9 protein-coding genes are annotated in these 14,957 nt (G+C 60.6%); 2 read left to right on the forward strand and 7 right to left on the reverse strand.

What is annotated here, in order from left to right:
- The first annotated feature begins 361 nt into the window (after nucleotides 1-361).
- Nucleotides 362-6,160, forward strand: a complete 5,799-nt coding sequence (locus RG2_RS04630; protein WP_072782318.1) for a non-ribosomal peptide synthetase — start codon at nucleotides 362-364, stop codon at nucleotides 6,158-6,160.
- 8 nt (nucleotides 6,161-6,168) lie between these two features.
- Here the strand turns inward: RG2_RS04630 and RG2_RS04635 are convergent, their stop codons facing one another.
- From RG2_RS04635 to RG2_RS04655, 5 genes are all read right to left on the reverse strand, one after another.
- Entirely contained in the window at nucleotides 6,169-7,854 is a 1,686-nt protein-coding gene (locus tag RG2_RS04635) for an amidase (protein WP_033231389.1), read from the reverse strand.
- 153 nt (nucleotides 7,855-8,007) lie between these two features.
- Nucleotides 8,008-9,060: an alpha/beta hydrolase gene (locus tag RG2_RS04640; RefSeq protein ID WP_045070840.1), complete on the reverse strand. Its 1,053-nt coding sequence runs from the start codon at nucleotides 9,058-9,060 to the stop codon at nucleotides 8,008-8,010.
- A 132-nt stretch (nucleotides 9,061-9,192) separates the two neighbouring features.
- A complete protein-coding gene (locus RG2_RS04645) occupies nucleotides 9,193-10,056 on the reverse strand; it encodes an ABC transporter permease (protein ID WP_033231548.1) in 864 nt (287 codons plus the stop codon).
- On the reverse strand, nucleotides 10,056-10,919 hold the full coding sequence (locus tag RG2_RS04650) for an ABC transporter permease (RefSeq protein ID WP_033231388.1): 864 nt from the start codon (nucleotides 10,917-10,919) through the stop codon (nucleotides 10,056-10,058). The genes RG2_RS04645 and RG2_RS04650 overlap by 1 nt, the downstream gene beginning before the upstream one ends.
- Entirely contained in the window at nucleotides 10,916-11,905 is a 990-nt protein-coding gene (locus RG2_RS04655) for a daunorubicin resistance protein DrrA family ABC transporter ATP-binding protein (protein WP_033231387.1), read from the reverse strand. Before RG2_RS04655 ends, RG2_RS04650 begins: the two co-directional genes overlap by 4 nt.
- A gap of 337 nt (nucleotides 11,906-12,242) precedes the next feature.
- Here RG2_RS04655 and RG2_RS04660 point away from each other — a divergent pair, with 337 nt between their 5' ends.
- Nucleotides 12,243-13,094 carry a glycosyltransferase family 2 protein gene (locus tag RG2_RS04660; RefSeq protein ID WP_033231386.1) on the forward strand — a complete coding sequence of 284 codons (852 nt, stop codon included), beginning with the start codon at nucleotides 12,243-12,245 and terminating at the stop codon, nucleotides 13,092-13,094.
- 13 nt (nucleotides 13,095-13,107) lie between these two features.
- Here RG2_RS04660 and RG2_RS04665 read toward each other — a convergent pair whose 3' ends face one another.
- Both RG2_RS04665 and RG2_RS04670 read right to left on the reverse strand, forming a co-directional pair.
- A complete protein-coding gene (locus tag RG2_RS04665) occupies nucleotides 13,108-14,058 on the reverse strand; it encodes a diiron oxygenase (protein ID WP_033231385.1) in 951 nt (316 codons plus the stop codon).
- A 9-nt stretch (nucleotides 14,059-14,067) separates the two neighbouring features.
- On the reverse strand, nucleotides 14,068-14,952 hold the full coding sequence (locus RG2_RS04670) for a prephenate dehydrogenase dimerization domain-containing protein (RefSeq protein WP_033231384.1): 885 nt from the start codon (nucleotides 14,950-14,952) through the stop codon (nucleotides 14,068-14,070).
- Nucleotides 14,953-14,957: the final 5 nt, after the last annotated feature.

The following is a 14,957-nucleotide window of genomic DNA, read 5'->3' on the forward strand; positions in this document are numbered from 1 at the left end:
GGTAGTGACATCGAATCGCTCGACGACCTGCTGGCCGACGAGTGGGTGACACACGCGGTGCTGTCGGTGGATGACGCTGCAAGCATCGATCGCAGCGAACTGCCGGATCTCGAACACGTCCTCGAGGAGCACAGCCCGCGCTCGTGGTGACCTCACGTACCGCGAGTGGTGGAACTCATATCCACTCGCGGTATGCGGCGCTCGGCAACTCCGCGGCTGTAACAATGGCACTCGGTTGCCGATGCATTGTGGGGAGCCGCAACGGGCGAGATGACCGTGAAAACAAGTATTACGCGAAGGTGAGTTGTCTGATGGCGCAAGGGGCCGACGTACATGCTGATCGATCATCGGACGTGATCGCATGAGCGCGGACGATCTGACCCCCGCAAAGACACGCGGAAGCCGCAAACCCCGTCCCACCCGTACTCGCCGCGTTCGAGTGCCCTTGCTGCCGCAGCTACTGGCGGCTGCCGTCGATATCGACCCAGGCGCCGTCGCCATCCGCTTCGACGGTCGTTCCGTCACCTACGCCGAGCTGGATGCCGCGTCGTCGCAGCTGGCGCGTCTCCTCATTGCTCACAGAGTGGGACCGGAAGATCGGGTAGCGATCTCCATCCCACGCTCCGTCGAGTCGGTGTGCGCACTGTGGGCCGTCGCGAAGACCGGGGCCGCATTTGTACCGGTTGATCCCAACTACCCGGCCGACCGCGCCTTGCACATGCTTGTCGATTCCGGCGTCTCGATCGGCTTGACGGTAGGCGCTGTCGCCGACGGACTGCCGGCGAGTTTGCAGTGGTGGGAACTCGACAACGCCGAGTTCCTGGCAAAGGCGGCCGAACTTCCTGCCGAACCGGTGTCGTACACCGAACGTGTCGGAACTTTGCGTGCGGAGCATCCCGCCTACGTGATCTACACCTCGGGTTCGACCGGTCGACCCAAGGGCGTTGTCGTCACGCATGGAGGCATTGCGAACCTGTGTGCCGAGCAGATCGAGCGCTACGGTCTCACTTCTGCATCCCGAACCCTGCACTTTGCATCGCCCAGCTTCGATGCCTCCGTTCTGGAATTGCTCCTCGCATTCGGCACCGGTTCCACGATGGTGATCGCACGCCCCGATGTGTACGGCGGCGACGAGCTCGCCGAACTGCTCACCGAAGAAAAGATTACCCACGCGTTCATGACTCCTGCGGCACTGGGATCGCTCTCTGCGGAGGGTGATTTCGACACGCTCGACGTTGTTGTCGTGGGCGGCGAAGCATGTTCGCCCGCACTGGTGACTCAGTGGGCGCCCGGACGAAAATTCTTCAACGCGTACGGCCCCACCGAAACCACCGTCGTCGTGTCGATTGCCGAACTGACGGTCGACAGTCCGGTCACGATCGGCGGCCCGGTGCGCGGCGTCGGACTCTACGTTCTCGACTCCCGCCTGCAGCCGGTGGCGACCGGCACTGCCGGCGAATTGTATGTTTCCGGAACACATCTCGCCCGTGGGTACAACCAGCTTCCCGCGACAACCGCAGCAAGTTTTGTGGCAAACCCGTTCGCGGACACGGGCGAACGTCTGTACCGCACCGGCGACACCGTTCGCTGGATCAAGGCCGGCGACGACCAACGCAGTCTCGAATACCTCGGCCGCGGTGACTCTCAGGTCAAGATTCGCGGATTCCGCATCGAACTCGGTGAGATCGACGCAGTTCTCGCCTCGGTGCCCGGCGTCGAATTTGTGGCGACACTTCCTCGGAGTGGGCCGACGGGCGAACCAGCATTGGTGTCGTATGTAAAGGCCGGAAACACTCTCGACGCTGAGGCATTGACAGTCCACGCACGCGGCGCACTGCCTCGGCACATGGTCCCGGCAGCAATGGTGATGCTCGAAGATATTCCGCTGACTCCGGTCGGCAAGCTCGACGTCGACGCATTGCCGGCGCCGACATTCGAATCACGCTCGTACCAAGCGCCGTCCACGCCTGCCGAGAAGCTTGTGGCCGACGCGATTGCCGATCTCCTCGGCCTCGAACAGGTCGGCGCTTCGGATGATTTCTTCGAATTGGGTGGGAACTCCCTGATCGCCGCCAAGCTGGCCGGTCGTCTGGGCGCAGCGTTCGATACCCGCGTTCAGGTGAAGACTCTGTTCGAAGCGTCTACCGTCGAAGCGCTCGCCGCTCGCATCGAAGCCGAGACGGAAACGATCGGGCATGTGGCCTTGGCGCCGATGGTTCGTCCTGATCGTGTGCCATTGTCTCTTGCACAACAGCGCATGTGGTTCCTGAGTCGGTTCGACGCGGAATCTGCAGTGAACAATATTCCGATCGTTTTGCGACTGTCCGGTGAACTGGACGTGAGTGCGCTTGCGCGCGCTGTTGAGGATGTTGTCGCTCGGCACGAGGTGCTGCGGACTGTGTATCCGGAGTTCGGTGGTATCGGCTATCAGGACGTTCTCGAAGTGTCCACGGCAGATATCGATCTGGATCCTCGGGATCTCGACGAGTCGGAGTTGCTTGCAACTTTGGCGCCGCTGGTGACCGTTGGGTTCGACGTTTCCGTTGCAGTTCCACTTCGGGTTCGTCTGTTCCGTACCAGCCCAAGTGAATTCGTTCTCGCAATGGTGGTTCACCATATCTCTGCCGACGGTGTTTCGGTGGGTCCTCTGGTGCGTGATGTTGCATTGGCCTATCTTGCCCGGGCGCAGGGCGGCGCGCCGGCGTGGTCGCCGCTTGCGGTGCAATACGCAGATTTTGCGTTGTGGCAGCATGAGGTTTTGGGGGTCGATTCTGATCCGGCGTCGTTGATGTCGGAGCAATTACGTTATTGGAGTGAGAATCTCGCGGGGTTGCCGGAGAAGATCGATCTGCCGTTCGATCGGAAGCGCCCGGCGGTTGCGTCGACGCGTGGCGCGGTGCATCGTTTCGATATCGACGGTGAGTTGCACAGGGCTCTGGAGCAATTGGCGTTGGATCGTGGTGTTTCGCTGTTCATGGTTGTGCATGCGGCGCTTGCGGTGCTGCTTGCGCGGATGGCGTCGACTGACGACGTGGTTATCGGTTCGCCGATTTCCGGTCGGGGGGAACCTGCGCTCGATGATCTGATCGGGATGTTTGTCAATACACTGGTGTTGCGTACGCCGGTGACGCCGAACATATCGTTTGCCGATCTTCTCGATCAGGTTCGTGAAACCGATTTGGGTGCATTTGCCAACGCGGACTTGCCTTTCGAGCGTTTGGTGGAGGTTCTCGATCCGGCCCGTTCGCAGGCGCATCATCCGTTGTTCCAGGTTGCGTTGTTCTTCCAGAACATGGCAGGTGACGCTCTGGAGTTGCCTGACCTGCGAGTCTCGGAGTTCGATGCGGGAATCGATATCGCAAAATTCGACCTTCAGCTGACGGCATCGCCGGTTGAAGACGAGGCCGGCGTCGGTACCGGCATGGTGATGTCGTGGCTCTACGCCACAGATCTTTTCGACGCCGCTACTGTTGGCGGGCTAGCCGAGCGCCTGACCACCATTCTCCGTGCGATGGTCACGAATCCGGGAACTGCTGTCGGTGACGTGGAACTGTTGTCCACCAAGGAAATACAGAACATCATCGAAGACTTCAATGACACCGCGCGTCCGGTTGTGGGTGGGTTGTTGTTGGATGGTTTTGATTCTGTGGTGGCGGTTTCTTCGGGTTCGCGTGCGGTGGTGTGTGGGGATGAGGTGCTCTCGTATGGGGAGTTCGATGAGAGGGTCAATAGGCTTGCGCGTTATTTGATTGGTTTGGGTGTTGGGCCGGAGTCGTTGGTGGGGTTGGCTGTTCGGCGGTCGGTTGATTTGTTGGTTGGGTTGTATGCGATTGTGCGTGCGGGTGGGGCGTGGGTGCCGTTGGATCCTGATGCGCCGTCCTCGCGTAATGAGTATGTGTTGGATTCGGCTGATCCGGTGTGTGTGGTGTCGACGGAGCGTGATGGTTTCACGGCGTCGGGTCGTCGGGTTGTGTGTGTCGATGTTGTTGATGTGTCTGGTTTTTCGGGTGCGCGGGTTTCTGATGTGGATCGGTTGTCGCCGTTGCGGGCGTCGAATACGGCGTATGTGATTTTCACGTCGGGGTCGACGGGTCGGCCGAAGGGTGTGGCGGTCTCGCATGCGGCGATTGTGAATCAGCTCGAGTTCATGCAGGGCGAGTATGTTTTGTCGGCTGCGGATGTGTATTTGCAGAAGACGGCGACGACGTTCGATGTGTCGTTGTGGGGTTTTTTCATGCCGTTGCGGGTGGGTGCGGTGTTGGTGTTGGCGTCGGCTGATGGTCATCGGGATCCGGGGTATTTGGCGTCGGTGATTGACGAGCAGGGTGTGTCGGTGACGGATTTTGTTCCGACGATGTTGTCGACGTTTTCGTCGTTGGTGGATCCGGGGTTGTTGGGTTCGTTGCGTGATGTGTTGGTGATCGGTGAGGCGTTGCCGGTGGAGGCGGTGCGTGAGTTCGGGTTGGTGTCGTCGGCGCGGTTGCATAATTTGTATGGTCCGACTGAGGCTGCGGTGTCGTTTACGTTTGCGGATGTGACGGGTGCTGGGTCGGGGTCGGTGGTGTCGATTGGTGTGCCGGAGTGGAATTGCCGGGTGTTTGTGTTGGATTCGCGCCTTCGGCCGGTTGCGGTGGGTGTTGCGGGTGAGTTGTATTTGTCGGGTGTGCAGTTGGCTCGGGGGTATGTGGGTCGTCCGGATTTGAGTGCGGATCGGTTTGTGGCGTCGCCGTTCGGTGTGGGTGGGGAGCGGATGTATCGGACGGGTGATCTTGTTCGGTGGAACTCGATTGGTGAGTTGGAGTACATCGGTCGTACTGATTTTCAGGTGAAGTTTCGTGGTCAGCGGATCGAGTTGGGGGAGATCGAGGCGGCGCTCACGGCGCATGGGTCGGTGTTGTCGGCTGCGGTGGTGGTGCGTGGGTCGGTGATGGGTGATCAGTTGGTGGGGTATGTGGTGCCGGCTGTGGGGTCGGTTGTGGATGTGTCGGTGTTGCGGGGGTTTGTGGGGGAGCGGGTTCCGGGTTATATGGTTCCGGCTGCTGTGGTGGTGTTGGATGCGTTTCCGTTGAATTCGTCGGGGAAGTTGGATCGGGCGTTGTTGCCGGAGCCGGTGTTCGAGGCTCGGGTGTTTCGGGCTCCGGTGTCGTCGGTGGAGTTGGTGGTGGCGTCGGCGTTTGTGGGTGTGTTGGGTGTTGATCGGGTGGGGTTGGATGATGATTTCTTCGAGTTGGGTGGCAACTCCCTCATCGCGATGAAGTTGGCGTCCGAACTGAGTGCATCTGTTGGTGCCGACGTCCCCGTGCGCATGCTGTTCGGTGCATCGACAGTTGAATCCCTCTCTGCCCGAATCGAAGACACACTTCGTGGCAGCGCGGCGTCGTCGAATCAGGCAGTCGATGTTCTATTGCCGATCCGGGAAGCTGGATCGTCCGTACCGGTATTCTTCATCCACCCGATGAGCGGGCTGGCATGGAAGGCCTCCGGCCTGGTACCTCACCTCGACGCGCAGACGCCGCTCTACGGTCTGCAGGCACCGGTGATGGCGGAACCGTGGTCTCTGCCCACGTCGGTCGACGCATTGGCCGAACGCTACGTTCGCGAGATGCTGAGAGTGACTCCGAGCGGCCCGTTCCACATCGTCGGCTACTCGCTCGGCGGGTTCATCGGACACGCGTGTGCAGTTCTATTGCGCTCGAAGGGGTTCGACGTGAAGCTGGCAATGATCGATCCTCGCGGCACAACCGAAGTCGGGGAGAACCAGGCCCGGGACAACGTCTCCGAACTGGCCGCTGGATGGGGGGTCGACGTCGGGGACACCCTGGATCTCGGTGCGTTGGGCCGGGACGAGATTCTCGCGCTCGGCCGATCGCTCGATTCCCTGTCGTTCCTCTCCGACGAGCAACTCGGATCTCTGTACGATTTTGCGATCTCAGCTGCCTCGATAATCGACGGGTACGTACCGCGCGTCTTCGACGGTGACGCTGTACTTCTCAGCGCCACCGTGGCAGTCGGTTCGACAATCGAACTTGCCGAGGCCTGGAAGCCTTACGTCAACGGAACCCTGGCTGAGACAACGGTCGAGAGTTCGCATCACTCGATGATGGAAACCGATCAGCTCGAGCTGATCGGTCCACGATTGGCGGCGTTCTTCAGGAGCTGATCGGAGCGTTAAGAGGACGTCGGCACAAATCTGAACGAGAAGCCGACGTTCTGCGTGTTTGTCGGGTCAGGTCCCGGGCCGGGTTGGGCAATAACCGACGTCGGTATCTGCCTGGCATTTTGGGTCAGAGGTGGCGCTTCCTGCCAAAAAGGCTGGGCAGCTTGGAGTTCCAACGCAATCTGAATGAGACCGGCTTCGTCCCACATGCGACCACCGAGTTGGACTCCGAACGGAAGTCCGGTCTCCTTCGACCTTCCGGCCGGCGTCGTGACAACCGGAGCGCCTGTGTAGTTGGCCCAGGCGACGTCGGCGGTGACTCCGTCGAACAGTGCGATGCCCGCGACCTCAGAACGCTTACTGCCGTCCACACTGGCGCCTGGTACGAGAATGGCGTCGAGATTCTGCTCGGAGAGCATGCGGTTGTAGTCGTGTTGGTAGCGAAGCCTGTTGTGCGCCAACGTCATGTAGTCGGCGACTGGAACCGCCATCGATGCAAGGGCCTGCCCGACGAAGAGTGCTCGCTCCGGTTTGTACAGTCCGATCCGGTCGGAGAACTGCTGGTGATAATGGCCGGCCTCGGCCATATCTCCGGTCAGTAGTCCTGTCGGATAGGTCGGCATCGACACGTCGACTAGGGTGCCCCCGAGTGCGACGACGGTGTCCGTGAACGCGGCGAACAGTGTGCCCAACGACGCCGGCAATTTGTCGACACCTTTACGGGGGATGCCGAATCGGCGGCCGGCGAGCGGTGACTGTCCACCCTGAGCTGCCAAGGGGTACCCGTCAGCCGGAACCGGGGGACCGGCAGACGTAGTTGGATCGTTGACGTCGACGCCGGCCATGTAACTGAGCAGCAAGGACGCATCGGCCGCACTTCGGGCCATAGGGCCGGTATGGTCACGCGTCCAGTTGAGGGGGATCGTTCCGTACGTGCTGCAACGTCCGAAAGTCGGCTTGACAGAGGTGATTCCCGTTGCGCTTGCCGGCAAGCGGAGCGATCCGCCAGTGTCGGTTCCAGTTGCCAGCGGACTGAAGCGGGCGGCCAGGACTGCAGCACTGCCGCCCGACGACCCACCCGGTGAGTACTCGGCATTCCAGGGGTTGCCCACTTGTGCCGTCGCCACACCGATGGCGAACTCGTCGCAGTGCGCGTGACCCATCAACACCATGCCCGCGTCACTCAGGCGGCGCCATACGGTCGAGTCACCCGCGGCGATGTTCCCTTCGAGGACGCGACTCGAGGCTGTGACCGGTAATCCCGATACCGCAAACATATCTTTCAGAGCGATCGGCAACCCACAGACCAGTGGTGGCGCTTCACCATCGCTCGTCCGCCCTGCGGTCGAGAGTCGTTGCGCTGCCTTCTCGGCGGCAGCGTACGCGACCTCCGGATAGATCCGGATCCATGAACCGATTCCACCGTCGTACTCGTGACTGCGTGTCAAGCACGCGTCGAGTAGCTCGCGTGGATGAAGGATGCCTTCCTGGAGCAGACTCGCGGCTTCGGTAGCGCTGAGCAGTGCAGGGTCGGTCGCGTCAATTGTGCTCGGAGCCGGCAATTGACTGTGTCGAGACGCCGAACGAATCGGCGTGGCTGCTGCAGGTTGTACGGCAGCGCCAACTGCAGTGGCACCGGCTACTCCGAGTGCAGTTGCGGCGCCGAGGAAACCACGTCGGGAAATGCCTGTGTTCACAAGAGATGCCTTCGAAAGTGTTGCTGGGGATGATCAGGAGATTTTGTCAGGTCAGGTAAGCGGAACCGCACCTGACGACAAAGGCCACCTGCTCGGACACTCCACAACGGGAGTGTCGCGAGCAGGTGGCCTTCGAGGTGAATCAGGGGCAAATCAGATTCCGAGCGAACCGGCGATGAACGGCCACGACTTGTGGAGATCGTCCTGCCAGTAACCCCACGAGTGGGTGCCCGTCGGGCGGAAGTCGACCACGGCGGGAATGTTCAGCTCGTACAGGCGCTTGGCCATGTTGGAGGTGCACAGGTTGGTAGCAGCTTCGATGACGCCGCCGACGATGATCTGGTTCTCCAGGTTTGCGCGTCCGTCATTCATGCGAGGGTTGAGGCTCGTGTCGTTCGGGAAGCCGGGAAGACCGTTGCCGGTGCTCATGTAGATCGGAGTTCCGCGGAGTTTTTCGGCGTTGACCAGCGGATCGTGATCGCGCCAGCCCTGACCGTCGAGCGGACCCCACATGTTGGTGACGTCGTCGACTCCACCGATCCATTCGGTGGTGATCCTGACGAACTGCTGGCCGAGCGGGTCACTGGTCTGAGCGCAGCCACTGTACGCGGCAACCGAGTTGTACAGTCCGGGATGCTCGATAGCGAGGTTCAGAACAGACGTACCGGACATCGAGATAGCGGACAATGCCTGCTCCCCGTTGCTGCCCAGTTCCTTGTTCAGGAGTGGCGGCAGTTCCTCGCCGAGGAAGGTCGACCACTTGTTGCGCCCGGCCTTCGGGTCGTCCTGCTCCCAATCGGTGTAGTAGGAGAGGCGTCCGCCCACCGGCGTCGCGACATTGACGTTCTTGTCGCTGAAGAAGTCGACGACGTCGGTCTGACGCTGCCAGGTCGCGGAGTCTTCGCCACCGCCTGCGCCGTTCAAGAGGTAGAGAATAGGACGTGGTTCGGAATTATCGGCCGGGGTGATGACCTGAATGGGCACCATCTTGTCCATCGACGCAGCGTAGACATTGACGACGAGTTGCCGATCATTGATCTTCTGCACGGACTTGACGTACGAACCGTTCGCGGCCACGTCGGATGCGGAATTGCCCGAGTTGTCGGGAGCGGCTTGTGCAATACCGGCGGTGAACAATGAGCAGGCGATTGCCAGAACTCCGACATGTGTGGCGCGACGCCAGGCTGGTTTCGTGTTTCGCGTCAAGACTTCTTACCTCTCGGTTGAAACGGTTCTCGGAAAAGCGGCGGTCTTTGCTTCCCGATTGGATATGTCGACCCGACGGTCGGATACGTTACGGGACGCCCCCGACTCGGTAGATCGATTTTCATTCAGGCGTTAGTCCGATGCAGCCCGACGGTATCCCTGAATTGCCGGATATATGAATATTGCGATCATTCCGAAGGACCAGGCAAATGTTTTGAGCACAGGTTCGAGAACTGGCCCACCAAGCGACATTCCTCGCATCGCTTCCACTGCTACCGACATCGGTTGTGCTGCGATCACCGGTTGCAACCAGACGGGATACGCCATTGTGGGGACAAAACCACTGTTGAAGAACATCAGCAGTGTGCAAACGATGGAGACGATCTCGACGAGTGGAAGATTGTCCGACACTGTAGCGAGAGCCGTCACCATCACGGCAAATCCGATACCGAAGACAATCGGCAGAAGGAGCATTCCGATCGCGGCAACTGGGCCTTGGTTGAATCGGAAACCGGCGATGAAACCGACTCCGATGATCACGATCGTCGTCACGAGGACACGGATGGCCTCGGCGATCATTCGCCCGACCAACCCCGACGCACGGTGGGCCGGCAGCGTCCAGAAGCGGCTGAGTAGTCCGCTGGTCTTCTCGGTCCGTAGCCCGACAGCACTGGCAATGGAACCGAACATCGCGCCGACCAGAATGATCAGCGGAACAGTTCCGTAGATACTCGGCTGACCGGTGGCCGCGCTGATCGAGTTTCCGAGGACAACTCGGAACATGATGAGCGTCAAGGCCGGGTACAACAACGCTTGGATAGCGGTGGATGGATCCCGCGCCCAACTGACGAGCAGCCGCCGAGCTTGAATCAGGCTGTGAGTCCACAGAGCCTTCGCGGAGTTTTCCGGCAACGCGGCGTTGGGTTCCGGAAAGTTCAGCGTGCGACCGCGTCGTGGCTCGCTCTGGTCGAGTTTGCTCCTGTCGGTACTTGTCATCATGCCCGCCTTGTACTCGCCCAGTAGGCAAGGGGAGCGCAGACGACCAGCAGTCCCAACGACCACATCACAACCGGGAACATCGTGTGCGACGTGACGCCGCCGTGCGCGAGATCGCGCATCGCGAAGGAGAATTGTGAGACTGGCTGATTGCGCACGAAGGGGCGGATCCACTCGGGAAAGCCCGTCTCAGGAGCGAACCCACACGAGAGCATGCCCAGGATCAGCTGGGGAAGGGTAAGGGCCTGGCTGGTTGCCTGCGGACTCTTCGAGAGTGAGCCGATAGCGTCGGCGCCCAGTGACAAGCATGTGCTGAACACCAAAGCCAAGCCGCAGAAGAGCGCTGCCTGGCCAAACCCTTCGGTGAATCGAAAACCGATCGCATGTCCGTAGACGAGTGCGGCCGTCAACGACACCACGGAACGGACGAATCCGCTGCTCATCCGGGACAGCAAGGGGACCGGTCCGTAGACCGGCATGGTCTGCATGCGCGAACTGAATCCGGTGATCTTCTCTTTTGCCGACATCTGTGCGGCCGAAATCGACGTGAAGGCCATCGCCTGCAACACGATGATCGGCATCAGGAACTGCGCGTAGTCGATGCCTTGGAGCTGCATCACGAACTTGAGCGGCAGGTAGAAACCCACAGTGAAGATCAGTGGAGCGATGACGGCGATAACCAACTCGTAGCGTCGAACCATCGCCCGCAACGTGCGACCCGTGAGAACCCACCACTGCATGAGCGCCGACGGATTCGGGCGACGGTGACGTCCCACTCGCGTGGCAGCCGGAACCGAGATCTCACGGCGACCGGTCTTCTGCAGCGTCAGGTTCGGGGTTTGGTACTTGGTCGTAGTGGTCATGCAGGCTCACCGGCCTTGCCGGGTTCGGCAGCCTGAGGGCGTCCGGTCAACGAGAGGAAAACATCGTCGAGAGACGGGCGCCGCAGCGCGATGTCGGCAAGCGGAATTCTCGCGTGATCGAGGCGGCGCAAGGCCTCGGCAAGCGTCGCGGAACCGCGCGGTGCCGGGATTGCGATCTTTCCGTTGTCCTTGGCGATATCGAAACGGAAGTCCGGCGGAAGTAGGTTGCCCAGAGCGTTGGCTGCGGGGCCGAGTAAATCGGCGGACAGTGGAACGATCTCGCAGAAGCTCGCTCCCGTACGGGCCTTGAGCTGATCTGCGGTTCCCTCGGCGATGACCGAGCCCTTGTCGATCACGATGATGTTGTCGCTGAGAAGGTCGGCTTCCTCCAGGTACTGCGTAGTCAGCAGAACCGTGATGCCTTGTTCCTTCAGCGTTTGAACGAGATTCCACACGCTCTGACGGCTGCGTGGATCCAATCCGGTGGTCGGTTCGTCGAGGAACACGACCTCGGGACGAACGACGAGCCCGCAGGCGATGTCGATGCGACGACGCATACCGCCCGAGTAGTTGGCCACTGTGCGAGCGCCAGCCTCGACCAGGTCGAACTCTTCCAGGAGGTCAGCGGCCCGCTGCTTCGCCGACGCACGATCCAAGCCCATCAACTGTGCAAACAGTTCGATGTTCTCGCGGCCGGTCAGTGCATTGTCGAGTGCCGCGAACTGCCCCGTCATCATGATCGAACGACGAACTTCGGGGGCATTTCGTACGGCGTCGTATCCGGCGATCATCGCGCGTCCGCTGTCGGGACGAATCAGCGTCGACAGCACCTTGACCGTGGTGGTCTTGCCTGCACCGTTGGGTCCGAGAATGCCGAGAACCGATCCTTTGGGGGCCTGGAAGTTGATACCGCGCAGAGCGTGGACATCTTTGAAGGACTTGTGAACGTCCTCCACGACTACAGCCGCGTCCGTGGGAAAGGGCATCAATTCTCCGCTGTCTACATGGATGTGGTGGGGCTACCTTGGGTGGCCTGGTTGTGCCGATCCGGCTTGTGGTGAGGCCGGAGGGCGCAGCCGCGGATGACCCACACGGATTGCGGGAACCTTGGTTGTCTATCTCCGAACGCACTGAGCATGTTACCGGAGGTGACACGTGCAACTTTGGCCTCAGACGGGGTGATTCGGTCGCTTTGCCTGGATAAGGCAAGCAAGCACGCAGTTGGGCCAGGACTAATTTGTGTGCCATCGCACACTCGGTTGCTCCGTGTCGGATACCTGACCGCATCGGTCGAATATCGTGCGTGGTGATAGCGTGCCGTCCATGGGCGTCCAGTTGTCGGTTGTTGTTCCGGTGTACAACGAAAAAGAATATCTTTCGGAATGCCTGGAATCCTTGTTGGAACAAGGCGACGATATTTCCGAGATAGTGGTTGTGGACAACAACTCGACCGACGGAACAGCTGAGATAATCAAAGAATTCGAACGGCGCTCGCCGAAGATTCGCTATTTAGTGGAAACTCGGCAAGGTGTTGTTTTTGCCCGAAATCTGGGATTCAATTCAGTGCAGGGAGAATTGATCGGCAGAGTGGATGCCGATACCCGGGTACTACCTGGCTGGGCTCGCGAAATACATGATCTGTTCACGGATCGGGAATTCGATGCCGTCACCGGATTCTCGTTGTTCTACGAATCGCCGTTCGCAACCGCGCAGCGCAACGCAGTTGCAAAGCAGGACAATCTCGGAAATCTCGGTGGCCTCAAAGATGCGCCTTCCCTGACCGGGTCGAATATGGCGATCAGAAAATCTGCTTGGCTGTCCGTGCAGGGATCGGTCAGTGATCGCAAGGATTTCCACGAAGACGTCGATCTGTCGTACTGCCTTCTCGGAAATGGCATGAAAATAGTCCAGAACCTTGCCATGCGAGCAGAAGTGTCCGGGCGCCGCGGGGAAACCGGTCCGATCGAGTTTCTGTCCTACAACAAAGCGTCGATCGCAACACTGAAACACCACGGCGCAATGAACCGTCGACTTCGCTTCATGATTTTCCGTAGTTCGATACTTCACACAGTTCTGTGGCCCGCATATCGCATGTACGACAAGAACACCGACGCAATGTCCGTGAAGCGACTGTTCTTCAGACCCGCCGCCCGTCAGATGCCGGTCGAGGCCTGAAGGAAGCTGATCCCTACGGTAGAGGGCGGTCGACACCGAGCGCGTCGTACAACTTTTTGATCCCACTGAAGTCCTGCACGAGTAAGCCGGATTCGGGAGAGTGCTCGACGTCGTCGATCATCCGGTGACCGCCGGCGATGCCCTCGGTATCCATGATCGCCCGCCACGCGCCGAAATCATTGCCGGCAAATGCTGCCATCGCGTCAGCCGCGCCGTCGACGAACCGTCGACGCTCATCCGAGTCGAGAGTGTCGAACACCGACACGGCCAGAGCGTCGGCGATCGACGCATGACAAAGTTCGTCGCGATTGTGAAGTCGGACCGTCGCACGATTGACCGGCTGAATGTCCTCACCGTCGATGATCACGTCCAGGTACGAGCTGATCGAGATCTCGGCGACGGTCATATATGCCAGTGCGACCACTGCGCGGGAACGCTCATCGGAGCATTCCGACAGTGCTTGCGCGCGAGCACGCACAGTCAGAACGTCCGGGAGAGACTTCGTGGGCAGCGACCATCCCCGTCCGCGACGGGTCGAGGAACTCGCGTTCAGATGCATCAGCGTGTGGTATTGCTCGTCGACCATGGCCTGATTGACAGCGACCGCGACGGAATCGGCGAACCCGACATCGAACGCGTCCACCGCGAGTAGCTCGAACCCGGGATTCACCACGCACCGCTCGATATCCATGACGTTCTTGTTGAAGGCAATCCAGGCCCACGCGCGGAGCCGTTCTTGCTGCTGCGGCGCGAGTGCCGTGTACACAGGGTGCTGGGCAAACGGCAGCAACGAGTCCGGATAGTCGAGTTTTGTGTGGTCGAAGAGATCGTCCAGATCAGGTTCGGGCTTCTTGACGGCGGCGCGACGAGGCCAGTTCTCGGCAAGTCGGCGCACGATTGCGCTCTCGACGGGATCCTCGGCGTCGAAGCCGGGAAGCGCAGGTGGTGCCACTCGATTGTGCATTGGTCCCTCCTACTCTCGGTTGCGCTCGGCTTCGTGGGAGCCGAGGTCCTCGAAGAGCGTCGTGGCGACCTCGTTCAGTTCCTCCGACTGATTACCCAGCGCACCGGCCGCCGACGCTACGAGATCCGAAAAGTCGTCGAAATTTCCTGTTGCCGCCTCCAACCGGGCAGCCGCAGCAGTCAACGCTTTGCGCGCAGTCGCGGCATAGGGATTGCCCGATTGAACATCCCAGTACACCTCGGGCTCGCCCGTGACGATTCGGGCAAGCAATGCGGAGAGTGTTCGATGGGGCGGCGGTCCGACATCGAGGGCGAGCTCCGGTGCCACGTCGAGTTCCGTCAACGCCAGACCGAAAGCCAACACCGAAGCATGGGTCAGGGCCTGGGTGGCAGCGGCCAGCCGATCATGACGGTCCGGATCCATGACAGGCGTCGACGCACCCCATGATCTGACCTCGTCGAGGAATTCGCGACACCGGGGGCCGTCGACGTAGGGAACCGCGATGACAGCACGACCACGCGGGCCGAGGGAAGGCCGGAACATCGGGTTGAGTCCGAGGAATTCACCGGCGCGACCGGATTCCTCGACGGCAACGGCAATGCGGGATTTGACCGACAAGGTGTCGACGATCAGCGTGTCGGCGCGTGCGGCACGCGTCAGTGTCGGCAATGCTGCGAGTGCGGTTTGCTCGGCTACGGCCAGGACAATCAGTTCCGCCTGCGCGAGGGCGCCCCGTACCGGCCCGTCGGGGCAGGAGATGTCGCCGACGAGATCGCTGCCGCGCGTCCGGTCCAGAACCGTCACGGATCTGCCGTCGTCGCGCAGGAGATCGACGAACATGGATCCCACCGCGCCGGCGCCACCCACTACGATCACATCACCCTGCGCCGGCATCGTGG

It is taken from the genome of Rhodococcus globerulus NBRC 14531, from assembly GCF_001894805.1.
GTDB lineage: Bacteria > Actinomycetota > Actinomycetes > Mycobacteriales > Mycobacteriaceae > Rhodococcus_F > Rhodococcus_F globerula.

What these genes read in the sequence shown, in the direction of transcription:
- RG2_RS04630 (WP_072782318.1), top strand. Translation starts at nt 362, where the DNA reads ATGAGCGCGGACGATCTGACCCCCGCAAAGACACGCGGAAGCCGCAAA.
- RG2_RS04645 (WP_033231548.1), bottom strand. Translation starts at nt 10,056, where the DNA reads ATGACAAGTACCGACAGGAGCAAACTCGACCAGAGCGAGCCACGACGC.
- RG2_RS04650 (WP_033231388.1), bottom strand. Translation starts at nt 10,919, where the DNA reads ATGACCACTACGACCAAGTACCAAACCCCGAACCTGACGCTGCAGAAG.
- RG2_RS04655 (WP_033231387.1), bottom strand. Translation starts at nt 11,905, where the DNA reads ATGCCCTTTCCCACGGACGCGGCTGTAGTCGTGGAGGACGTTCACAAG.
- RG2_RS04660 (WP_033231386.1), top strand. Translation starts at nt 12,243, where the DNA reads ATGGGCGTCCAGTTGTCGGTTGTTGTTCCGGTGTACAACGAAAAAGAA.
- RG2_RS04665 (WP_033231385.1), bottom strand. Translation starts at nt 14,058, where the DNA reads ATGCACAATCGAGTGGCACCACCTGCGCTTCCCGGCTTCGACGCCGAG.
- RG2_RS04670 (WP_033231384.1), bottom strand. Translation starts at nt 14,952, where the DNA reads ATGCCGGCGCAGGGTGATGTGATCGTAGTGGGTGGCGCCGGCGCGGTG.